We start from the raw sequence: 22206 nt of genomic DNA on the forward strand, positions 1-22206 counted from the left end.
AAACCATCTTTCAATCATCTCCCATGAAGGAGAAGATCCTATCCGGTATTAGCTTCGGTTTCCCGAAGTTATCCCAGTCTTACAGGCAGGTTGCCCACGTGTTACTCACCCGTCCGCCGCTAACGTCATAGAAGCAAGCTTCTAATCAGTTCGCTCGACTTGCATGTATTAGGCACGCCGCCAGCGTTCATCCTGAGCCAGGATCAAACTCTCCGAAGAAATGTTTGACTTGCTCAATTTAAAAAATAAAAATTAACGTTGACGTTTGTCGCTTTGTTCAGTTTTCAAAGTTCAACCGCCGCTCTTAAGCGACTTTATTATCTTATCAAGTTATCAACTTAATGTCAACAACTTTTTAAAATTCTTTTTTTCAGCTTCGTTGTTACCGTTATGTCTCAACGACGCTTTCTAATAATAAAATACATCTTTATTAAAGTCAATAGTTTTTAAGAAAAAAATCCAAAATTATTACTTCTTGATTTAGATAGTTATTTTATCTAGATCATATCATCATATTATAGGCAAAAGCTAGGTTTAAACTTTGCCTTCTATATTCCTGAACCCTTTACTTTTTTCAATTTCTTCATTTATGAAGAAGTTGAAAAAGAGCTGTCCATTAGACAGCCCTTTCTTATTTCCCTTTAAAAATAGGTCTTCTCTTCTCAGCAAATGCTTGAAGTGCCTCCAGACGATCTTCTGTCGGAATCGTTAATTCATATGCTTTTCGTTCAATTTGCAAACCAGTCTGCAAATCTACCTTCATTCCTTCTTTGATAGCAAATTTTGCTTGCTGAAGTGCAATTGGCCCATTTTTCAATAAAAGAGAAATAAAAATATCTATTGTTTCTTCTACTTCATATCCAGGAGCTACCTTCGTTACTAGACCACATTCTTTCGCTTCTGATGCTGAGAGGCGCTGAGCCGTTAAAATTAGTTCCAGTGCTTTTGCTTCCCCAACTAAACGAGGGAGACGCTGTGTTCCTCCTGCGCCTGGTATAATCGCTAAGCTAGTTTCCGTTAAACCCATAAGCGCTTTTATTGAAGCAATCCGGAAATCACATGCTAAAGCCAGCTCCATTCCTCCTCCAAATGCATATCCATTGATGATTGCTATCGTTGGCTGAGGAAGCTGCTCTATCTTAGAAAACACTTCTCCTATTTTGTAAATATTGCGCTTTACCTCTTGATCAGAGAGGGTTTTACGTTCTTTTAAATCAGCACCTACACTAAAAGATTTTTCACCTGCTCCTTTAAATGTCACAACTCGAATATCTTTTTGAATACGAATTTCTTCAATTACTTCTTCCAATTCTTTAAGCATATCGTAATTAAAAGCATTCATCGCTTCCGGACGGTTCAGTATCACATGGCCCACGTGTCCCTTCATTTCATAAGAAATAGATGACATCCTTTTACCACCCCCTATTTGGAATCGCTTTCATTTTATCATTCCTGAGATACCTGTTGCTTCAGTGCACGCCTTAAAATTTTTCCCGTTGTATTTTTAGGAAGTTCTTTTAAAAATTCAATTTCACTTGGCACTTTATATTTAGCAAGGTGCTCTTTGCAGTAGGCAATAAGCTTCTCTTCCGTTACCTCTTGATTATTGCAAACCACGTAACACTTCACACATTCACCTAAAGAAGGATCAGGGACTCCGATAACAGCCACTTCTACAATATCCGGATGCGCATACATCACTTCTTCTACTTCGCGAGGATAAACATTATATCCTCCTACAATAATTAAATCTTTTTTACGGTCAACGATATAAAAATAACCTTCCTTATCCATTCTTGCTAAGTCACCTGTATACAGCCAACCATCTCGGAGCGCATATTCCGTGTCTTCAGGAAGCTTGTAATAACCTTTCATCACATTAGGGCCTTTCACAACAAGCTCACCGACTTGTCCTACTTCTACTTCTTCTCCTAGTTCGTTTACCACTTTATTTTCAACATTCATAATAGATGTACCTATAGAACCGGCTTTTCTCTCTCGGTCAATCGGATTAAAACACGTCACAGGAGAAGCCTCAGATAATCCATACCCTTCTGCTACCATTACCCCAAATTTACGTTCAAAATGAGTTAAAAGCGCCACCGGCATTGATGCCCCGCCTGATATACAAAGCCTTATAGTGCGGAAGTGCTCTTTTTTCCCTTTGTCATGCTGAAGTAAGAAATTATACATTGTGGGAACGCCGGCAAAAATAGTCGCTTGTCGATTTTGAATTAATTCAAATATAGAAGATGGACTGAATTTTGGTTCAATTAATATCGTTCCTCCGTTCATTAAAGGCGCATTTAATGAAACAGTTAAACAAAATACGTGAAACATCGGCAAAGCAGCTACGACTCGGTCATTCCCATTTATATTTAAATAATCTGCTACGTCTTGAGCATTTGAATAAATATTCTTATGCGTAAGCATAGCTCCTTTTGGTCTTCCAGTTGTTCCTGACGTATACAGAATGATGGCCACATCTTCTTCTTTTAACTCCAGAAAATCATATGTAGCTTCCCCTCTGTTTACAACTTGCGAAAACGTGTGAAAATAAGAAGGTATATTTTCCACTTTATCTGTTGTTTCACATAAAATAACATGTTCCAAAAATGGAGTGTGTCCAATGATTTTCTTTAAGATAGGGAGAATTAAATCAACCGCAACAACTGCTTTTACATCTCCATCCTGAAGCATGTAGCTAATTTCATCCGCTGTGTAAATAGGATTAATGGGTATAACAGTAGCTCCTACTCGAAGAGCACCGTACAATCCAATAACAAAATGAGGCGAGTTGCCGACAATCAAAGCGATATGATCTCCTTTTTTTACACCTAATTGCTTCAGACCATTAGCAAACTTAGATACCGATGCATCAAGTTCTGAATAAGATGTTTCCTGGTCCATAAAAACATATGCCGATTTTTGCGGAAATTGCTCAGCTGTTTTATGAAGCTGTGCTGACAAATTCATCTCATAACTTCCTCCTTTTAATAACGAATGAATGAACACCCATTCATTATTAAGTCATAATAATGTAAAAATTCTTACTTCTTCTATTCTATTATAATGTTACTGCTGTTCTATTGACAAGACTCATCTGTTTAAAAAGAAAAAAAGCCTGATGTAGCAGACTTTTTTCTTAATAGATTAATTCAACAAACTCTTCTTTTGTGATATTACCAAAATAATGTGGAATATCGACGTCTTCTAAAGCTTGTTCAATAGAAGCTTTTTCATAACGAACACCTGTTAATTTTCCCTGTACTTCCTGAACATCGCCCACTCCAAAGAAATCTCCATAAATGGTGCAGGCATCAATTTTCCCTTTATTCACTTCTAAACGAACATCAATTTGTCCCACAGGAAAGCGGTGAGAGTGCTGTAAGTTAAATTTAGGTGATTTTCCATAGTTCCAATCCCATGACTGATAGCGCTCTTTAGAAATTTGATGAATCGTTTCCCAATCTTTTTCCATTAGTTTATATTCTGTTATATTTTCTTCTCCTTCAAAAATATACCGAAGCAACATTTCTCTAAATTCTTCCACCGTTACTTTCTGTTCTAAAAATTCACTGATATTCGCTACTCTATTTCGAATGGACTTAATGCCTTTGGATTCAATTTTATCTTTTTTTACTTTTAACGCTGATACGACGTTTTCAATTTCTGAATCAAAAAGAAGAGTTCCATGACTGAACATTCTTCCTTTCGTCGAAAACTGCGCATTTCCAGAAATTTTCCGTCCTTCGGCCATTAAATCATTTCGTCCGCTTAACTCAGCATTAACACCTAATTTCTTTAAAGCTTCCACGACTGGCTCGGTAAACTTTTTAAAATTATGAAAGCTATTCCCATCATCTTTCGTAATAAAGCTGAAGTTTAAATTTCCTTTATCATGATAAACGGCACCCCCTCCCGATAGACGTCTCACTACGTGAATATGCTGATCTTCAACATATTTTGTATTAATCTCCTCAATGGTGTTCTGGTTTTTCCCAATGATAATAGAAGGTTCATTAATATAAAACAGCAGATATGTCTCATTTATATCTAAATACTTGAGTGCATACTCTTCAATTGCTAAGTTAATTCGGGGATCATAATTTTTTTGATTATCAATAAATAACATTCATTTTCCTCCTTGTTATTCCCATACATATCCTGATTCAGCTAACGTAAGCGTACCTCTATAATGAGCAGCGGCTTCCTCTACTAGCTGTTGATGTTCTCCGTAGTGCGGAAGGTGAGTAAGCATAAGGTGTTTGACACTTGCTTTTGAAGCAAGTGTACCGGCTTCTGTACTCGTCATGTGTCCAGCGCCGCTTCCATCTTGATTGGCATAAAAATTACATTCACAAATAAGAAGATCTGCATCCTCTGAGAAGGAAACAAACTCTTCTAAATAACTGGAGTCCGCTGTGTACACAAAGGTTTGATTGCCAGCACTTATTCTCATGGCATAACAAACAACTGGGTGTTTCGTTTTCATAAACTCGATTGTAAAAGGCCCAACTTCAAGTTTTTGACTCGGATCATACTCTACCCCTTTAGTAATTCCTTTGTGAGTAAGTTTGTTGAAGCTTTCCTGATCATATGTATGTCCGTAAATAGAAAGTTCCCTAACAGAGTTCCCTAGATGAGTCTGAATGAGGCGAGCATATTGAAACACTCCGATATCAGCCACGTGATCATGATGATAATGAGATAAAATCATAGCATCTATTTCTTCTGGCTTTGCATATTTTTGCAGCTGAGCCAATGCACCGCTTCCGCAATCAACAAGCAGCTTAAATCCATCGTGCTCAACTAAATAGCTAGAAGTAGCTTCTGAAACAGCGGGATATCCTCCCCAAAAACCAATAACAGTTACTTTCATTTCAATCACCCTTTCGTACTATTTTTATTACGTTCAGTATACCCTACTTTTTTTTGAAAACTAACTGAAAGGCACCTGTTTCCGGCATTTTATCGAAATAACTCATTGTTATATAACAAATAACTACTTAGAATAACAAAATAGGCTAAATTGTTATAAAACATAATTGACATTTTATCATCTGTTATAATACAATGTTAGTAACAAAAGCAACGGAGGGGATTTAAAATGTTAGAAAAAATGACTGAATTTTTCAAAAGATTACCCAACAAAAAGTGCGTAGAATGCGGCAACGACATCGAGGAACAGCATGAGTGCTACGGAAATAAATGCGATCACTGTCTAGATATAATGAAATAAGAAAAAGCTGAAACTGTTATAAAACAGTTTCAGCTTTTTTTATACGATCAAACTGCGATACTCATTGGGCGTAATGCCTTCTACTTTTTTAAATACTTTTCGAAAGTATTTATCATCATGATATCCAATCATATTCGCAATTTCATAGATTTTTAGTTCTTCATTTAGTAAAAGTGATTTAGCTTTATTCATTCTGACTTTCACCATATAATCTGAAATGTTTTCTTGAAACTCTTGCTTAAACTTTCTTGAAATATATTCACGGCTTAAATAGAAGCGTTCCGATATTTCTTGGAGCTTCACATCTCGATGAAAATTATGCTGCAAATATTGTTCGATCTCGTAAATAACGTCGCGATTGTTTTGCTTGTTATATCTTTTTACCACTTTTAAAAAGCGCCTTACTTCACGCTTCTTTCTCTCTACATATTTTTCCAGCTGAAACTGTCCATCTTGGTTATAGAAAAAAGAAAGAACATATTCAGGACCGTTATTTATCGTATAAGGGATGTGATATCTTTTTAACCAATGCTGACTTAATAGCTGATATTCCTGCTCAAAGTGTAGAATTTGCTTTAATGATAGATAATTTTGTGCTTCAAAAGCTGTGATAATTTCGTTGAATACCGGCAAAAACGCTTCAAACTTCCCTACTTGAAGCGCTTCTTCAATTTCACTGTTATAATCCATCATATTTATTAATAAAGCGCTCGCTAAAACGTCTTGCTCGCTGTAAACCTTCACTTTATTTTGATCGAGGACATTGCTTAATAAAAGCGAGTTTTTCGCATGTTCATAGGATTTCATTAGCTGATCAATAGAAGAGACTTTGCACCCTCTTGCAATCCGACAGCTCACTTCTAACGTACGGCGAATTGCTGTATGTAAAGCCGTCAGCAAAGAGGAAATACTTTCAAAGTCATTCCAAAATATAATGATGATTTCCCACTTATTTGATAAATAACGGAAGGCTACCCCGTTTTCTTCTGCCATCAGCATTTCATTGATTACATTTAAAATTGAAAAATAGGCTAAATCCCGGTCACCGCCAAAAGAACGAATAATGGATTCATCTACACGTACGATACCCACTTCATATTCTCTAGTCAGATGGAAACCAAACTCTTCATAGATTGATTGATTTAGCAAATAATTGTTCATTAACTGCGTTAGTTTTCGATCTCGATAAATCGGCTTCATTTCATTAATTAAACGATAACTGCTATTATGAACTTTTCTGGACTCTTCTTCTTTTTTCCATTGAGTTACAGCTCGTGTAAGCGTATCATTTAAAATCGAAGGATCTACTGGTTTTAGAATATAATCTGTACTTCCAAAATGAATAGCTTTACGCATATAATGATAGTCATCATATCCTGTTACCACAATGGTTTTGCTAGAAGGTGAATTTTCTTTAATCCACTCTAACAAAGCAATTCCATCGATATTAGGCATTTTCATATCTGTAAAAATGATTTCCGGTCCATGATCCTCGATAAGTGCAATCGCTTGCTCACCGCTATCGGCTTCTATCACATCTGTAATTTCATGTTCTTCCCACTGCCCAAGCAGCTTTATTCCTTCTCTTACATGCTCTTCATCATCCACGATTAATACTTTCATCACTATCCCTCTTTTCTTCAATTGTTGTTAGCGTTATGATAACGGTAAAATCGTGATTCTCTTTACTGCTAATTTGCATTGAAGCATGATCTCCATAGTAGATGCGAAGTCGTTCATAAATGTTTTGCAACCCAATATGCTCATCTGTTTGATGATACGATTGCTGAAGTCTCGTTTTTAATTGATTCAACTCTTGTTGCCCTATGCCTTTTCCGTTATCAGAAACAGTTAGAACCAGTTCTTCTCCGTTCAACTTCGCTGAAATCAACAGCTTTCCGCTTCCTGTGCGGGTTTCGAATCCATGCTTAAAAGAATTCTCAATAAGAGGCTGCAAAATCATTTTCGGTATTCGCATAAGCTCTGCCTCTTTTTCGATATCTAACTCATACTCAAACTTTGAACCAAACCGCTGTTTCTGAAGACTTAAGAAAGCTTTTACGTGATCGACTTCTTGCTTTAAGCTAACGATATCCTCTTTCATATTCATACTGTACCGCATAATGTGCGAAAGCGAGGTTAATAAAGAATATACTTCAACTGCTTTATGCTTAAGAGCAAGAGTTCCAATCGATTGAAATGCGTTGTATAAAAAATGCGGATTAATTTGTGACTGCAGCACTTTTAGCTGCGTTGATTTATTTTCTAACTCCAATCGAAATTTACGTTCAATCAAGTCATTAATTGTTCCCACCATAGAGGTAAAATGCCTTCCTAAAACACCAAATTCATCGTTTCCAAGCGATTTAAAACGCACCTCAAATGATCCTTTTTCCACTTCTTTCATATTGCGAATTAACACGTTAATCGGCTGTGTAAAACGCACGGATATAAAGAGCGTAGCGATAACGAGCATGCACAAAAATGGTAGGCCAATTAATACATTCATAAGTGCTGTCTTCCGCGCATCCTCATATAAAACACTGTAAGGAATTCGCTTCACAATGTATAAGTCCTCAAAAGGCTGTTTAAGCTTTTCATACATTAATACGCCTGAGAAGCTTTTATCTTCCCATTCCATGCTGTGATCTTCTTGAGACGTAAGCACCTTTAGCCATGGGTAGTTTTCGTTTTTTCCAATAACCTTTGAATCCGAGGAATACAAAACTTCCCCTTTATTGTTCATCAAATAAAAATCTTCTGACTCTTCATTATATAGACGCTGCGATATAGATTGAATTTGTGTCATGTTAATGTCTAAAGATAGATAAGCTAACAACTTGTCTGATGGAATTTCATCAATCCGCTGATGAAAGCTAATAACTTGATTCGGTAGTGAATCAATTAACGTTGATAAATTATTGTAGCTATAAATTTCATGGGTAGGCTCAACTGCAAGAAATTTATGATTTTTATTTAAATAAGAATAGTAAGGCTGAGTGTAAATATCATCGTACTTCCCTCTGCTACTCACTTTCGAATTATAAGCCGTATACGAGTCATGCCCGTTTTCAATATAAAGATGGAGCTGTTCAATCTCAGGACGAGTATTATATAAATAAAGAAGAGTTCGTGATATTTCCAGTTGATTGGCTCCTAAGTCACTCGACACGCCTTCATCTAACACTTTAATAAATGGGTGATAGCCGTACAGCCTTTTCGTAATATTAGCAATTTCATTTAAGTAATCGCTCAAATCATTGCTTCCATTTTTAATAACTTGATAGTTGGTAGAAATAAATCGATTCTTAACCGTTTCTTTTGTGTATTGATACGTAAAAATTGTTGAAATTAAAAATGGAATAACTGTTGCGAATAAGAAAAACAAAATTAATTTCTTGCGTATGCTCCAGCCTTTCACAAACAACCTCCTTTGACTAATGTCATACATTATGACTATTATTATACATTAAAAGCGCTTTCAATTAACTATTATTTTTCATAACTATGAATCTAACCAGCTATTTTTTTACACCAAAAAGTCCGCGTTTTCCACGCGGACTTTTTGGTTATTTCTTCATTTTGGCCCAGATCTTATCTAATTTCTTCATAAACTCTTCTTCCGTCATTTGCTTGCCTGCATAGGACTGCATTGCTGCTCCGACTTCTTGAACCGTTCCTTCTGGATACTTGAACCAGTTCCAAGATAATGTTTTACCTTCTTCAGAGTATTTTAAGATATCATCAGATAAAGAATCGATTCCTTTTCCATCGATGTTTTTGAACGCTGGAATGAACTTGAACTTTTCAACTAAGAATTTTTGACCCTCTTTAGAAGAAACCATCCAATTTAAGAATTCCTTCGCTGCTTTTTTATCTGCATCTGGCGCATTTTTGTTCACTACCCAGTTATTTGGAACTCCGATTGCTAATTTATCATTTTTCTTCGCATCGTTGCTGATTGGCATTGGGATAAAGCCCATTTTCATGTCCGGATTGATTTTCGTAATCATATTTACCGTCCAGTTACCTTGTTGCATCATTGCTGTTTCACCAGAAGCAAATTGAGTAACTTGTGTATTATAGTCTGTCGTTAATGGATTTTTATTTCCATACTTTAACGTTAAATCGAACAGATTCATAAATTGCTTAAACGTTTCATTGCCTTCAAATTTTGCTTTTCCTTCGTTTAGGCCTTTAATAAACGCATCTGGATCGTCTTGCTGCGCCATTGGAATATTAAATAAGTGGTTACCTAGCACCCACCACTCTCCGTATCCATTAGAAAATGGCGTAATGCCTTTTGCTTTAAGCTTTTTAGAAGCTGCTTCTAATTCTGACAGCGTCTTAGGCAATTCTTTAATGCCTGCTTTTTCAAATAAATCCTTATTATAAATAAAACCATAACCTTCTAAGTTTAGCGGCTGACCATAGATTTTTCCGTCCATTGTCATCGGTTCTTTGGCGATATCGTATAGATTATCTACCCACGGCTGATCAGATAAATCTTCTAATTTATCCTTCCACGTTTGCGCTTCTTGGAAACCTCCATTATTAAAGATATCGGGTTCATTTCCAGAGGCAAACTGTGCTTTTAATGCTGCACCATAGTCCGCACCTCCGCCGACTGTTTGGATGTTAAACTTTACGTTTGGATGTTCTTTTGTATATTCATCCGTTAATTCTTTCAGCTGATCTGCAATTTCCACTTTGAACTGGAACATATCAATAACAACTTGATCACCTGAACCAGCTGATTTACTTGCTTTTGAATCCGTACCTGAGTTTGAACATGCTGTCGCAAATAAAAGTGATGTTGCTAACATGCCAGACATTATTGAAAGCCTTTTCATTTTCATTCGTTTTGCCCCCTTGATATCTATCTCTCTTTATTTTACCGATTCTAGGACATTTGAACAGGTAACAATATTGAACAACCGAGTGGAAAATATTGAACACCGCCTTCAGCACGCTTCGACAGCTCTCTCTTCTTCCACAAAAACTTCTATAAATTTTTTATCTGTTTTATTCCACCTAATAACATTTATAGACAAAATTATGTTAATATGTAGAGTGATAGATTCATAAGAAAATTTATGAATTTTTTAACTTGCATAAACAAAGTGAAGGGGTTTACATGAAAACTAAAAAGCGCAAAAAAACACATGTCTCATTTCGAATTAACTGGCTGTTTATTGTGGTTTTCCTGCTTTTTTCTGCACTCATTTTACGATTAGGCTTCGTACAGATTGTGTACGGAGAGAACTATAAACGAGAAGTTGAAAAAACAGAAGATGAAACGGTAGATTCACCGGTTCCTCGCGGAAAGATGCTAGACCGCTATGACCGCGTTATCGTGGATAATAAACCGTTGAACGCTGTCACGTACACGCGTTTGAAAGGAGTCACTCAAGAAGACAAGCTAAAAGTAGCTAAAAAGCTTGCTACTCTTATTGACGTCCCTGTTACAACAGACGTGTTTGGCAAATCGGGTAAAAAGAAAGATAAAAATACGATTAAGCTAACAGAACGCGACTTAAAAGATTATTGGATTGCAACTCATCCAAAAGCAGCAGCGAAAAAAATTACCGCAGCGGATAAGCAAAAAGTAAAAGAAGGTCAACTTTCTGAAGATGATTTGTATCCTCTTCAGCTGAAGCGCATCACAAAAAATGAACTTCTATCGGTTAAAGACGACCTTGAAGTGATTGCCATTAAAAGCAAGATGGAAGGCGGGTACGCGTTAACCGCTCAAATTATTAAAAGCGGCTTAACCGATAAAGAGCTTGCCGTTATTAGTGAGCAGCTGGGTGACTTACCGGGCGTCGATACGACAACTTACTGGGACCGTATGTATACATACGATGACTTACTTAGTACGCTGCTTGGAAAAATCACATCAGCTGATGAAGGATTGCCAAGCGAAAACCTACAGTACTATTTATCACACGGCTACAGCCGAAATGACCGAGTAGGAAAAAGTTATTTAGAAAAGCAGTACGAAGACGTTCTTCGCGGTCAAAAAGCTCGCGTGCAAAACGTCACGGACCGCTCCGGCAACTTAGTGAGCCAAGAGACCGTTACAGAAGGTCAGCGGGGCAGTGACTTAATTTTAACAATTGACATGGAACTGCAAAAGCAAGTCGAAGATGTTTTAACAAAAGCTGTGACATCCGGTGCTGCTGGTTCACGATTAATGGACCGAGCGTTTGCTATCATGATGGATCCTCATACAGGAGACATTTTAGCGATGGGAGGAAAACAGCTTGTTACCGATAAGCAAACCGGAGCACGTAAAGTACAAGACTTTGCTCTTGGCAACATGACAACTTCTTATGAAGTAGGTTCTGCGGTTAAAGGAGCGACCGTTCTTGCCGGACTTGATTCAGGTGCTATTCAGCCTGGTACGGTTTTTTACGATGCGCCGCTGAAGTTTGCTGGAGGAACAATTAAGAAATCGTCTCATCCAATTGGAGCAACAGGAATTCAAAAAGCTTTGGAACAATCATCAAACGTATTCATGTACCGTACGGTTATGAGCATGGCTGGTGAAACGTATCGTCCCGGAGGCAAACTGAACATTCCATCGTCTACCTTTACCAAGCTGCGCTCATACTATAGTCAGTTTGGCCTTGGAATTTCAACGGGAATTGACTTAGAAAATGAATCAACGGGTATTCGCAATACCGTAACAAACGAACCAGGTAAAGCGCTGGATTTTGGTATCGGACAGTATGATACGTACACACCGCTTCAGCTTGTTCAGTATATATCGACAATTGCTAACGGTGGATATCGTATGAAACCTCACTTAGTAAAAGAAATTCGCGAACCCGAACTTGATAGCGAGCTAAAAGGAAGTATTCAAAGTTCTGTTGAACCAGAAGTGCTAAATCGTATTACAATGAGCGAATCTGAAATTAACATTGTTAAGCAAGGGTTTCGACGTGTAGTAACCAATGGAACTGGACGTGTATTAAATGGTCCAAAATACTCAAAGTACAACATCGCTGGTAAATCTGGTACAGCGGAAACCTTTAACAAAGGCGTAAGCGTCCGTAACTCTACATTCGTTTCATACGCGCCTTATGATAATCCCGAAGTAGCCGTAGCGGTTGTCATCCCTTCTGCTTATGTAGCAGGTACATCTAATACGTTAAGTAAAACTATTACAGGCGATTCTATTAAAGCTTACTTCGACCTTAAAAAAGAAGGCGAAAAAGAAGTAGAACAAAAAGAAGAAGATGCAAAAACAGGGAATACAGAATTAAACGGTGTAAAAAAAGATACCACTGAACAATAAAAAAAGGTCTCGTCATGAGACCTTTTTTGTTTTCTCTATGAAAAAAGCCCATCTCACTGAGACAGACCGCGTAAAAAATATAGCTCGATTAATTCAGCAATTTTTTCTTCTGAGAGCGGCTCATGCCGTTTTTCCCAATCATAGACAAGTGCAATGTACATTTTAAATAGTAAAAAAGCGGTGAGCTCCGGGTCGCACGGTTTGATTTCTTTTTTAGAAATCGCAATTTCAATTTTGTTTTTTATATAAGTCAAAATTTCTTCTTCTACTCGCACCAGCACTTCTTGCACTGCTGTAGTGCCTAACTGCTGTTCCTGTACCAGCTTCAGCATAAGCTGATGCTCCGTGCGGAATTCTAAGATTCGAAAAATAGCTGCTTGGGCATTTTCAAAAAACGGACGGTTGCTATCAATGACAGTTTCAGCTGCATCTGTCATTTCTCGAATCATTCGTGTAACAATTTCATCGAATAATTCTTCTTTGTTTTTAAAAAAAGTATAAATCGTTCCTTTTCCGACATTTGCAAGCTTCGCCACTTGCTCCATAGTCGTTGCTTTATATCCAAACAGCGCAAATGATTTTGACGCTGCATCAACAACTGATTGCTTTCGGTCTATAGCCATGTTATCCCCTTCTTTCTGACCAAATGAATATTTCAGTCAACAAGTACGGTTTTACTATAGCATAAGTTTCTTTTGCTTTTCAACCACAATTTCTTTTCTTAGTATGACCTTTCTCTACAGGTAGTAGACAAAAAAGTGGAGCATTGATTCACCGCTCCACTTCTACAATTGCTGCACATATTTAACCGCTTTTTTAGCCACATCTTCTCCTTGCTCTACACATTCTGGTATACCTAGACCTTCATACGAGCTTCCCGCTACATAAAGACCGGCAAGCTCTTTTTCAAGCTGTTCGTTCATCGTATCTAGCATATCGTGATGTCCGACCGTATACTGAGGCATAGACTGCTTCCATCTCGTGACCGCGTAAAATTCAGGATCGGCAGAAATTGTGATGAGCTTCTTCAAATCCTCCAAGACAATTTTGAAGATTTCATCGTCAGGCTGATCCACCACAGCTTCGTCTCCGGTTCGTCCAACTAAACATCTCAGCAGCACTTTTCCTTCCGGAACCGCATGCGGCCACTTTTTATTTAGCCACGTGCATGCCGTAATCGTGTAATCACTATTTCTTGAAACGGCGATGTTCATTGCATCTAGATGATCTTGCAGCGCTTCTTGTGCAAAGGCTATCACAACAGTGGCTACTGAAGTAGAAGGCATATGCTTCAGAGGTTCGAATATTTTATATTCCGAAAGCATAGACTGAGCAGCTGCATGAGGAGAAGTTACAATAACGCTGTCTGCTTTTATTACTTTCCCGCTATTTAACGATAATTCATATATGCTATCTTCTTTGTGAATTTTCTCTACTTTTATTCCTTTTGTAATAATATCAGGCTCTAGTGCTTTTTCTACCCCATCTACTAGCGATTGAAGACCTTCTTTTAATGTTAAAAAGACGCTATTTTTTTTAAACTCCGAATCATCACCGTGCTGTGGGTGAATTTCTTTTAGCTTTTTCATTCCAACAATTAAGCTCCGGTACTTATGTTCAGCATGCAGAAACTGTGGAAATGTTGATCTTAAACTCAAACGATCAACGTCTCCTGCGTAAATTCCTGATAATAGAGGCTCAATTAAATTTTCAACAACTTCATCACCAAACCGTCTTCTAAAAAATACACCTAGCGAACGATCATCCTGATTTTTTGTCTTTGGTATAAAAAAATCAGCTGCTGCGCGCAGCTTGCCAACAGGTGAAAATAACCCTGTTGTAATAAAAGGAGATAACTTAGTTGGTATCCCCATTACAGCACCATCAGGCAGCGCATGAGGTGTATCTTTTACTAGAATATAGGATTTTCCCTTTTCATTTCCGACTAGCTCCCTACCTAGCCCCACTTCTTTTGCCAGTTTTGTAGCAGCTAGCTTACGCGCTAAAAATGAATCAGGACCTTTTTCGAATAAATAACCGTCTCGTTTGACCGTTTGGATTTTCCCCCCAAGCCGATGCGTCGCTTCTATTAGTTGAAGATCAATTGGCAGCTGATGATCCTTTATTTTTTTTTGCAAATAATAGGCAGCTGAAAGACCTGTGATTCCTCCACCGATGATGACAACCTTTTTTCGTCTATCCGTCATGTTATCATCGCCTTTTCTGTAAAATTCAATATAAAGAGAAGCGATTATGGAAGTCCATAGCTCGCTTCTTACTTTTCTTTATATTGATTATAAGTTACTTTTCGTCCCTATTCAACGTACAAAGAATCTATATTGACTTAACGGGCAATTCGTTTTAGCACAACTGTAGCTAATCCATCGATAAATTCAGGCTGTGCATTCGGCATTTCAGGGCGGTAGTAATCAGCCCCAATTTCATCTGTCACCACTTTACATTCATAGTCGTTATCATAAAGGACCTCTAAGTGGTCTGCGATAAATCCAACCGGGGTATAGACGAACGATGTATAGCCTTTTTCTTCATGCAATTCTCTTGTTAAATCTTGTACGTCAGGACCAATCCATGGCTCTGGCGTATTTCCAGCACTTTGCCAGCCAATTTCACAATGTTCAATACCGGCTGCTTGTGCAATTAAATCCGCTGTTTCTTGAAGCTGATTTGGATATGGATCTCCTGCTGCAATAATTTTTTCTGGCAAGCTGTGCGCAGAAACAATCAATACGGCTTTTTGACGTTTCTCTTCGTCTATTAAATCAAACGTTTGTTTAACACGCGTAGCCCAGTACTGAATGAACTTTGGCTCACTGTACCAGCTTTCTACGGAATGAATGATTGGTCCTCCTAATTTTTCAGCCGTTTCTTTAGCGCGCCCATTATAAGATTTCACGCTAAACGTTGAAAAGTGAGGTGCAAGCACAATGCTGACCGCTTCTTCAATTCCGTCTTTATGCATCGCTTCTACTGCATCTTCAACAAACGGTTCAATATGCTTTAAGCCAAGATACGCTTTAAATTCAATTTCATCCTGCACTTCATTCAAGCGCTTTTCCAAATTTTCCATTTGCTGTTGCGTAATTTTTGCAAGAGGTGAAATGCCTCCGATTGCTTCGTAGCGGTTTTGTAAATCTTCTAAGGCTTCCAGTGAAGGTTTACGTCCACGGCGGATATGTGTATAGTAACGTTCAATATCTTCTTCTTTATATGGCGTTCCATATGCCATTACAAGTAATCCCATTACTTTTTTACTCATGTGTTCGACACCTCTTTGTTAGATTCAATACTTGTCTTCATTTTGCCATGAATAAAAAGAAAAATTCAAAGTTTAGCGCTCCAAATTATTTGACAATTTATTGTCTATTTGCAGAATATTCATGAATAAAGGTTGTTAAACGCTTCAACGTTTCCGGCTGAACCTGTGGAAAGACGCCGTGCCCCAAGTTAAAGATGTAACCAGGACTGGCCATCCCTTTATCTAAAATTTCTGTTACACGTTCTTCAATAACTTCCCATGGAGCTAACAAAATAGCAGGATCTAAGTTTCCTTGCAGTGTTTTTGTTAAGCCTAGTGCACGTGCTTCATCCAGCTGCGTTCGCCAGTCTAATCCCACTACATCCAGCGGCAGATCGTGCCATTCTTTTGCCAAATGACTTGCCCCTACTCCAAACATAATTAGCGGTACATTTTTTTCGCGCAAAGAGGTAAAAATTCGCTCCATAACAGGTTTTATAAAGTAACGATAATCTGCTACATTTAAAGCACCCACCCACGAATCAAAGATTTGAATGGCTTTTGCTCCAGCGTCAATTTGCGCTTTTACATATGTAATCGTCATATCTGCTAACTTATCCATTAGTGCAAACCATGCTTTAGGTTCCGTGTACATAAATGCTTTTGTTTTATTGTAGTTTTTTGAAGGTCCTCCTTCAATCATATAGCTTGCCACTGTAAAAGGAGCACCGGCAAAACCAATTAGAGGTACGTTTAACTGTTCAGTTGTTAACAACTGAATCGTATCTAATACATACGGAACATCTTCTTCCGGTGTAATTTCTCCTAGTTTTTCTACATCGCTTAAAGATTGAATTGGATTAGAAATTACGGGACCAATTCCTGACTTGATTTCAACATCCACTCCAATTGAAGGAAGCGGTGACATTATATCTTTATATAAAATAGCTGCATCCACTCCGTACTGTTCAACGGGCAGGCGTGTTACGTATGCCCCAAGCTCCGGCTGGTGAGTGATTTCAAATAGAGAGTACTTCTCTTTTAGCTTTCGGTATTCCGGCTGTGAACGCCCTGCTTGACGCATAAACCAAACCGGAACATGGTCCGTTTTTTCCCCTCTACAGGCTTTTAAAAAAGTATCGTTAAACGTTCCTTGACTCATAATTTCCACCTTTCTCGATTGTCTTCCATCCGTATTTTCTTCGATTAGACAGACAAGAATCAGCAAAGGAACATACCGGTTCCTCTACTGATTAAAGTTTCACGTTATATTCTCTACTTGTCACTATACCCATTTCTTTACGACTTGTATAGCCACCTGCTAAAAATGTCAAAAATTCGCCCTACTCTTCCTTTTTTTATTGAAAAAGAGCCGGTGTTACTTCGTTGGATTTTTTTCCTTTTTGTTTTGTTTGGGAATTGTAAGGAACTACATAATATGTAGGACCGTCGAGCAGATTCACATGCTCTTTTTCAAATGTTCCTTTTCCCTTCACTTTACCAATTACTTCAGCTTTATCTCCTTTTTTCTCATAAACATAATAAACAGCTCTTTTATCGGATGAAGGTGTCCACGATAAATTTACCGTTAGCAAACCAAATGGATGGAATGTTAATTCTTGTTTCAAGTCTTTAACCTGCTCTAAGCGTATTGGTTTTGGCAGATCTTTAACGCCTGCTGGCTTTTGAAATGCAGCTTCATCATAACCAGCTCTTGTTAGAATGTCTTTAAATAATAGAGTCGGATAAGAACTTCCTTTTGTTAAATAATGCTGATCATTTGTAGAATCATATCCCATCCACACGCTTCCTACGACATCTGGCGTATATCCGACAAACCAAGCATCTCTCGTGGCTCCTTTAACATTTGTATACGAAGTAGACCCTGTTTTTCCTGCTAACTCTCCTTTAAATTCTCCATTCTGTGCCGTTCCTTCTCTAACAACTCCTTGAAGCATTTTTGTCATATACCAAGCCGTCTGTTTTGAGAATGCTTGGTGAGTGTCGGGAACAGCTTTTGCAATCACTTTGCCATCTTTATCTTTTATTTCCTGAATGAAGTACGGTTGGATGTTTTCTCCGTTTTCAGCAAATGCCCGGTATGCTCCTGCTAATTGAAGCGGTGTAATTCCTTCTTTTAATCCTCCAAGAGCAATCGCAAGCCCTTTGTCTTCTAAAGGAATTCCTAGCTTTGTAAGATACTGCTTACTTGTTTCAACTCCCAGCTGATTCAATGTCCAGACAGCGGCTGCATTTTTAGAATCTTTCAGGGCATCGTACATCGTTACCTTTTTAGCATATTGACCGTCTACGTTTTTAGGTGTGTATCCCCCGTAGCTTCTCAGCTTGTCTTGCAGCAAAGAATAAGGCTTGAATTGACCTTCTTCTAATGCAGGGCCATATACCGCAATAGGTTTCATGGTAGACCCTGGCTGTCTTTTGACATTTACGCGATTGAGCGATTTCTGTACATAATCTCTTCCTCCCATAACAGATAAAACTCCTCCGCTTTTGTTATCGACTAATACAAAAGCACCTTGGGCACTATTATCTGTACCTGGAAAATAGCGATTTTCTTTCATCAGCTCGTATGCGGCCTCTTGTACTTTTATGCTCATCGGTACTTTGACCGTATAACCTCCGCGCAGAAGCTCATTGCTCGAAATGCTGTATTTCTTCTCTGCTTCTTGAATAACCATATCGATATAGGTTAAATACGCTGGGTTCTTAGCTCGTTCCTTTATGTTCAACCCCAGCGTTCTTCCTTGTAAACGGACATTTTTTTCAGCTGATAAATAACCTGCTTTTTGCATGGCATTTAACACAACATTTCTACGTTCTATACTTTTTTCTGGATGTAAAATAGGAGAATAAGAATTCGGTGCTTTTGGCAGTGCAGCGAGCAACGCACCTTCTTCTACCGTTAATTCGGAGACTTCTTTATTGAAGTAAAGCTTGGATGCAGCTTGGATTCCATAGGCTCCGTGTCCAAAGTATATTTGGTTCAAATACATTTCAAGCAGCTTTTGCTTACTGTAACGCTGCTCCAAGTTAATGGCAACCACTACTTCTTTTGTTTTTCTAAGCAGCGTTTTATCATTAGATAAAAACACATTTTTAGCCAGCTGCTGTGTCAAAGTACTTCCTCCTTCAACACTTTCTCCAGCCAATATGTCTCGGTATAATGCTCGACCAATAGATTTAAAATCGATTCCGTGGTGTTCATAAAAACGAACATCTTCAATTGAAATAAATGCTTGTTGTACATGCTTTGGAATCTTATCAATTGAAACCAAATCCCGATTTTTTACGTAGAGCTTTGTTAACTCGTCTCCATTTTCATCCACTAATCTCGTAGCCGAGTCCATGACAATCTTTTTCTCATCGATTACATAGTTTCCAAGAAACAAGATGATAATATATCCAATCAATCCTAATAGAAAAATTCCAACTAAGGCAGCAATTGCGTATAAGCCTTTTTTGTACATCGTGCCACCCCTTTTCTTCCGCTAAACTTTTGATAATATGGAAAACAACTTCATCAATGTTTTACTTTACCATCTTCATTAGAAGTTCACAATTTTTGAATTTTCGTGTGTAAAATTTTATAATTTTAGTATGATTTACAATTGTAAATTGTATGCAATTTCCAATTAGAAAGGAAGTATAATCCATGAAGATCTTTATTACTTACGGAACAGGCCCTTATCTTCAGAAGTTGATCGACGAACATCCAAGCGAACGTTTATTACTGCTTCACAAAGATGACGATCAATTTGCACTAGTTCACGAAACAGATGGAGATACAATTTTTAAAGAAGGACATGCTTATGAAGTATTAGATGCTTCTGGAGATCTTGCAGATAGCGGATTTGCTGTACTAAATAATATTTCAGTTACAGATGAAGGTCGCCCTTTGTTTGAACAGCGATTTAGCCAACGAGCTCGTTTAATCGAAAGTGAACCGGGCTTCTCAGCTATTCGTGTGCTTCGTCCACTGCAAAATGACACATACATTATCTTTACAGGGTGGAAAGATGAAAGTTCATTTAGCGATTGGCAGTCTTCAAAAGCCTATAATGAAGCACATAAAAAACGCGGTACGTCAGAAGGCGTGGATCAGCAGCCATCGATTTTCTCTCGCCCTTCTTATGTGACCTCATACCACGTAGTTAAATAAGCAAACATCCTCCTAGTAAGCGAGTATCACAATAGGCACAAACGTCATATTGTATACCACATCACCTATTGGGAGGAATTTTTATGGGCATAGAGCTTGGAGCTCTTCATTGGATGTATGTCCTTTTTATCGCCTTAATTATCGGCTTTATGATTATGCGGCGAGATACGAGTATTCTTTGTATACTCGGGATTTTTTTACTTTCCTTAACAGCCACCTCTTCGTTAAGCCACTCCGTCAGCGCTGTTTTTTCCAGCTTCATTTATGCCATTACAGAACTGCTTCCTACCATTTTAATTATTTCAATCATTGTATCCATGAGTAAAGTCTTAATGGCTACAGGAATAAATGAATCGATGATTTCACCTTTTGCTCGCCTCATTAAAACACCTGCTCTTGCCTATTGGGTTATCGGATTAGTTATGATGACCATCTCCTATTTTTTCTGGCCTTCTCCAGCTGTTGCTTTACTTGGAGCCGTGCTTTTACCAGTTGCCATCCGCGTAGGGCTTCCAGCTATAGGCGTAGCTGTAGCGATGAATTTATTCGGCCACGGCGTTGCGCTTTCAGGAGACTTTGTTATTCAAGCTGCCCCTAAACTAACGGCTGACGCAGCAGGACTTCCAGTTCACGAGGTTGTTCAAGCAAGTGTCCCTCTTGTCATTGTGATGGGAGTTGTTACAACGCTCTCTGCTTTTTACTTTCTAAAACAAGATATGAAGCACAATAAAATTCAGGCTCAACCGACAATTTTAACGAGCAGCTCTTCTGTCCAATCCACACCCCTTTCTTCTTCTATACGCCGTGCTTTAGCCATTGCGGTTCCACTTTTCTTTGCTATAGACGTATGGGCAATGTTCGTCCTTCATTTACAGGGAGGAGATGCGACTGCTCTCGTTGGAGGTACAGCTCTGTTTATTTTAGTGGTGGTTTCGCTTATTGCTCACAAAGGAAAAGGTCTCGAACAAACGACTTCCTACTTGATTGAAGGCTTACAGTTTGGTTTCAAAGTATTCGGACCCGTTATTCCGATTGCAGCTTTTTTCTATTTAGGAGATGTTGGATTCACAACAATCATTGGTGACTTTCTTCCAAAAGGATCACATGGACTTGTAAATGACCTAGGCGTTGCGCTTGCTTCAACTGTGCCGTTAACCGCACAAGTCGCTACTGTAACTATAACTGCGCTAGGAGCTATTACTGGATTAGATGGTTCAGGCTTTTCAGGCATTTCACTTGTAGGCTCTGTCTCTCATTTATTTGCATCTGCTTTAGGATCGGGCGCTGCCACGCTAACTGCTTTAGGGCAAATTGCTGCGATTTGGGTTGGGGGAGGCACCTTGATTCCGTGGGCGTTGATTCCAGCTGCTGCGATTTGCGGAGTCAGTCCGTTTGAACTCGCCAGACGCAATTTAAAACCTGTAGCGATTGGATTAGTCGTTACAACGATTGTCGCGATGTTCCTAGTTTAAACAAAAGCCCCCTTCTTTTTATGAAGGGGGGCCATATGTATATATTTTTTACATACCTTTTGGAAACTCTTTTTCTGCTGAAGGCTTTACATACGCATAAACAAGTGTGTAGAAGAAAATGCCTACAATAAGCCACATAAGTCCTAAGCTGTAGCCAGCTAAAACATCTGTTAAAAAATGTTCTCTTAATAGAATACGGCTCATCCCGATTAATAAAATGATTAAAGTAATTGCACGCTGATACCACTTGGCTAACTTTTGATTGTTCATATGCTTGGTCAGAAAAAAGATAATCAGACCGTAGAGAAGAATTCCCATCATCGCATGACTGCTTGGAAAACTGTCGCCTTCGATGCCTTCAAGAGGACGTCCTCGTTCTACCGCATCTTTAACTGCTTTATTAATAATATCACCGCTTAAAATAAGTAAAAATGCCGATATCATGCCGATATAGTCCTTTTTGAAAAATAAAAAAACGATAAGTACAGCTAAAAGAACAATAATCATCACCTTTGAAGCTAAAAAAGACAGGCCGTGAAAAACAGATGACGTTGACTGAAGAATGATGCTACTCTCTATAGCTGACACAAGCCAATAATCTCCTTGAAAAGAATCTGTCGAGACAGCAAACAACACTCCTAAAAAAACGAGACCCGCAATCCCAAACATCCATACCATTTTTTTGTACAGGGATACAGTTTGTGAATCTACCATATGGTTACCTCCTATTATCTCATGAGAAAATTGGTAAAA

At 38.3% G+C, this 22206-nt stretch carries 17 protein-coding genes and 1 rRNA gene; 4 read left to right on the forward strand and 14 right to left on the reverse strand.

All coding sequences use genetic code 11. The features are described 5' to 3' along the window. The 5 genes from M3225_RS24365 to M3225_RS24385 all read right to left on the reverse strand — a co-directional run. Positions 1 to 219: ribosomal RNA gene (locus M3225_RS24365) — 16S ribosomal RNA — on the reverse strand; the annotation flags it as partial. A 412-nt stretch (positions 220 to 631) separates the two neighbouring features. Next, positions 632 to 1408: an enoyl-CoA hydratase-related protein gene (locus tag M3225_RS24370; protein ID WP_251398779.1), complete on the reverse strand. Its 777-nt coding sequence runs from the start codon at positions 1406 to 1408 to the stop codon at positions 632 to 634. A 38-nt stretch (positions 1409 to 1446) separates the two neighbouring features. Further along, positions 1447 to 2976 carry a fatty acid--CoA ligase family protein gene (locus tag M3225_RS24375; RefSeq protein ID WP_251398781.1) on the reverse strand — a complete coding sequence of 510 codons (1530 nt, stop codon included), beginning with the start codon at positions 2974 to 2976 and terminating at the stop codon, positions 1447 to 1449. Between the two features lie 169 nt (positions 2977 to 3145). Then, positions 3146 to 4135, reverse strand: a complete 990-nt coding sequence (locus M3225_RS24380) for a lipoate--protein ligase (protein WP_251398787.1) — start codon at positions 4133 to 4135, stop codon at positions 3146 to 3148. Between the two features lie 15 nt (positions 4136 to 4150). Continuing rightward, positions 4151 to 4882 (reverse strand): MBL fold metallo-hydrolase, encoded by a 732-nt coding sequence (locus M3225_RS24385; protein ID WP_251398790.1) that lies wholly within the window; start codon positions 4880 to 4882, stop codon positions 4151 to 4153. Positions 4883 to 5110: 228 nt separating this feature from the next. Between M3225_RS24385 and yhfH the strand changes: the two genes are divergently transcribed. Beyond that, positions 5111 to 5242 (forward strand): protein YhfH, encoded by a 132-nt coding sequence (gene yhfH / locus M3225_RS24390; protein ID WP_013055337.1) that lies wholly within the window; start codon positions 5111 to 5113, stop codon positions 5240 to 5242. 39 nt (positions 5243 to 5281) lie between these two features. On the opposite strand, the gene M3225_RS24395 is transcribed toward yhfH, so the two are convergent. From M3225_RS24395 to M3225_RS24405, 3 genes are all read right to left on the reverse strand, one after another. Continuing rightward, positions 5282 to 6865 carry a response regulator gene (locus M3225_RS24395; protein ID WP_251398793.1) on the reverse strand — a complete coding sequence of 528 codons (1584 nt, stop codon included), beginning with the start codon at positions 6863 to 6865 and terminating at the stop codon, positions 5282 to 5284. Then, complete coding sequence (locus tag M3225_RS24400; RefSeq protein WP_251398797.1) at positions 6843 to 8663, reverse strand: cache domain-containing sensor histidine kinase; 1821 nt, start codon at positions 8661 to 8663, stop codon at positions 6843 to 6845. The genes M3225_RS24395 and M3225_RS24400 overlap by 23 nt, the downstream gene beginning before the upstream one ends. Positions 8664 to 8811: 148 nt before the next feature. Beyond that, complete coding sequence (locus tag M3225_RS24405) at positions 8812 to 10101, reverse strand: ABC transporter substrate-binding protein (protein WP_251398800.1); 1290 nt, start codon at positions 10099 to 10101, stop codon at positions 8812 to 8814. Positions 10102 to 10379: 278 nt separating this feature from the next. Here M3225_RS24405 and M3225_RS24410 point away from each other — a divergent pair, with 278 nt between their 5' ends. Next, positions 10380 to 12545 carry a peptidoglycan D,D-transpeptidase FtsI family protein gene (locus tag M3225_RS24410; protein ID WP_251398803.1) on the forward strand — a complete coding sequence of 722 codons (2166 nt, stop codon included), beginning with the start codon at positions 10380 to 10382 and terminating at the stop codon, positions 12543 to 12545. A 53-nt stretch (positions 12546 to 12598) separates the two neighbouring features. On the opposite strand, the gene M3225_RS24415 is transcribed toward M3225_RS24410, so the two are convergent. From M3225_RS24415 to M3225_RS24435, 5 genes are all read right to left on the reverse strand, one after another. Continuing rightward, positions 12599 to 13168, reverse strand: a complete 570-nt coding sequence (locus M3225_RS24415; protein WP_251398806.1) for a TetR/AcrR family transcriptional regulator — start codon at positions 13166 to 13168, stop codon at positions 12599 to 12601. Positions 13169 to 13330: 162 nt separating this feature from the next. Beyond that, positions 13331 to 14752: a protoporphyrinogen oxidase gene (gene hemY, locus M3225_RS24420; RefSeq protein ID WP_251398809.1), complete on the reverse strand. Its 1422-nt coding sequence runs from the start codon at positions 14750 to 14752 to the stop codon at positions 13331 to 13333. Positions 14753 to 14889: 137 nt separating this feature from the next. Continuing rightward, a complete protein-coding gene (gene hemH, locus M3225_RS24425) occupies positions 14890 to 15822 on the reverse strand; it encodes a ferrochelatase (protein ID WP_251398812.1) in 933 nt (310 codons plus the stop codon). A gap of 97 nt (positions 15823 to 15919) precedes the next feature. Next, on the reverse strand, positions 15920 to 16963 hold the full coding sequence (gene hemE, locus M3225_RS24430; RefSeq protein WP_251398815.1) for a uroporphyrinogen decarboxylase: 1044 nt from the start codon (positions 16961 to 16963) through the stop codon (positions 15920 to 15922). A gap of 196 nt (positions 16964 to 17159) precedes the next feature. Next, complete coding sequence (locus tag M3225_RS24435) at positions 17160 to 19289, reverse strand: transglycosylase domain-containing protein (protein WP_251398818.1); 2130 nt, start codon at positions 19287 to 19289, stop codon at positions 17160 to 17162. 185 nt (positions 19290 to 19474) lie between these two features. Here M3225_RS24435 and M3225_RS24440 point away from each other — a divergent pair, with 185 nt between their 5' ends. Together M3225_RS24440 and M3225_RS24445 are read left to right on the forward strand one after the other, a co-directional pair. Beyond that, entirely contained in the window at positions 19475 to 19981 is a 507-nt protein-coding gene (locus M3225_RS24440; RefSeq protein WP_116740346.1) for an antibiotic biosynthesis monooxygenase family protein, read from the forward strand. Positions 19982 to 20064: 83 nt separating this feature from the next. Further along, positions 20065 to 21453, forward strand: a complete 1389-nt coding sequence (locus M3225_RS24445; RefSeq protein WP_251398821.1) for a hypothetical protein — start codon at positions 20065 to 20067, stop codon at positions 21451 to 21453. A gap of 48 nt (positions 21454 to 21501) precedes the next feature. Here M3225_RS24445 and M3225_RS24450 read toward each other — a convergent pair whose 3' ends face one another. After that, positions 21502 to 22167 (reverse strand): phosphatase PAP2 family protein, encoded by a 666-nt coding sequence (locus M3225_RS24450; RefSeq protein WP_251398824.1) that lies wholly within the window; start codon positions 22165 to 22167, stop codon positions 21502 to 21504. Between the last annotated feature and the right edge of the window lie 39 nt (positions 22168 to 22206).

It is taken from the genome of Priestia aryabhattai (assembly GCF_023715685.1).
Lineage (GTDB): Bacteria > Bacillota > Bacilli > Bacillales > Bacillaceae_H > Priestia > Priestia aryabhattai_B.

Excerpts from the sequence above, each read along its gene's own strand:
- M3225_RS24370 (WP_251398779.1), bottom strand. The coding sequence starts at position 1,408 with ATGTCATCTATTTCTTATGAAATGAAGGGACACGTGGGCCATGTGATA.
- M3225_RS24375 (WP_251398781.1), bottom strand. The coding sequence starts at position 2,976 with ATGAATTTGTCAGCACAGCTTCATAAAACAGCTGAGCAATTTCCGCAA.
- M3225_RS24380 (WP_251398787.1), bottom strand. The coding sequence starts at position 4,135 with ATGTTATTTATTGATAATCAAAAAAATTATGATCCCCGAATTAACTTA.
- M3225_RS24385 (WP_251398790.1), bottom strand. The coding sequence starts at position 4,882 with ATGAAAGTAACTGTTATTGGTTTTTGGGGAGGATATCCCGCTGTTTCA.
- yhfH (WP_013055337.1), top strand. The coding sequence starts at position 5,111 with ATGTTAGAAAAAATGACTGAATTTTTCAAAAGATTACCCAACAAAAAG.
- M3225_RS24395 (WP_251398793.1), bottom strand. The coding sequence starts at position 6,865 with ATGAAAGTATTAATCGTGGATGATGAAGAGCATGTAAGAGAAGGAATA.
- M3225_RS24405 (WP_251398800.1), bottom strand. The coding sequence starts at position 10,101 with ATGAAAATGAAAAGGCTTTCAATAATGTCTGGCATGTTAGCAACATCA.
- M3225_RS24410 (WP_251398803.1), top strand. The coding sequence starts at position 10,380 with ATGAAAACTAAAAAGCGCAAAAAAACACATGTCTCATTTCGAATTAAC.
- M3225_RS24415 (WP_251398806.1), bottom strand. The coding sequence starts at position 13,168 with ATGGCTATAGACCGAAAGCAATCAGTTGTTGATGCAGCGTCAAAATCA.
- hemY (WP_251398809.1), bottom strand. The coding sequence starts at position 14,752 with ATGACGGATAGACGAAAAAAGGTTGTCATCATCGGTGGAGGAATCACA.
- hemH (WP_251398812.1), bottom strand. The coding sequence starts at position 15,822 with ATGAGTAAAAAAGTAATGGGATTACTTGTAATGGCATATGGAACGCCA.
- hemE (WP_251398815.1), bottom strand. The coding sequence starts at position 16,963 with ATGAGTCAAGGAACGTTTAACGATACTTTTTTAAAAGCCTGTAGAGGG.
- M3225_RS24435 (WP_251398818.1), bottom strand. The coding sequence starts at position 19,289 with ATGTACAAAAAAGGCTTATACGCAATTGCTGCCTTAGTTGGAATTTTT.
- M3225_RS24440 (WP_116740346.1), top strand. The coding sequence starts at position 19,475 with ATGAAGATCTTTATTACTTACGGAACAGGCCCTTATCTTCAGAAGTTG.
- M3225_RS24445 (WP_251398821.1), top strand. The coding sequence starts at position 20,065 with ATGGGCATAGAGCTTGGAGCTCTTCATTGGATGTATGTCCTTTTTATC.
- M3225_RS24450 (WP_251398824.1), bottom strand. The coding sequence starts at position 22,167 with ATGGTAGATTCACAAACTGTATCCCTGTACAAAAAAATGGTATGGATG.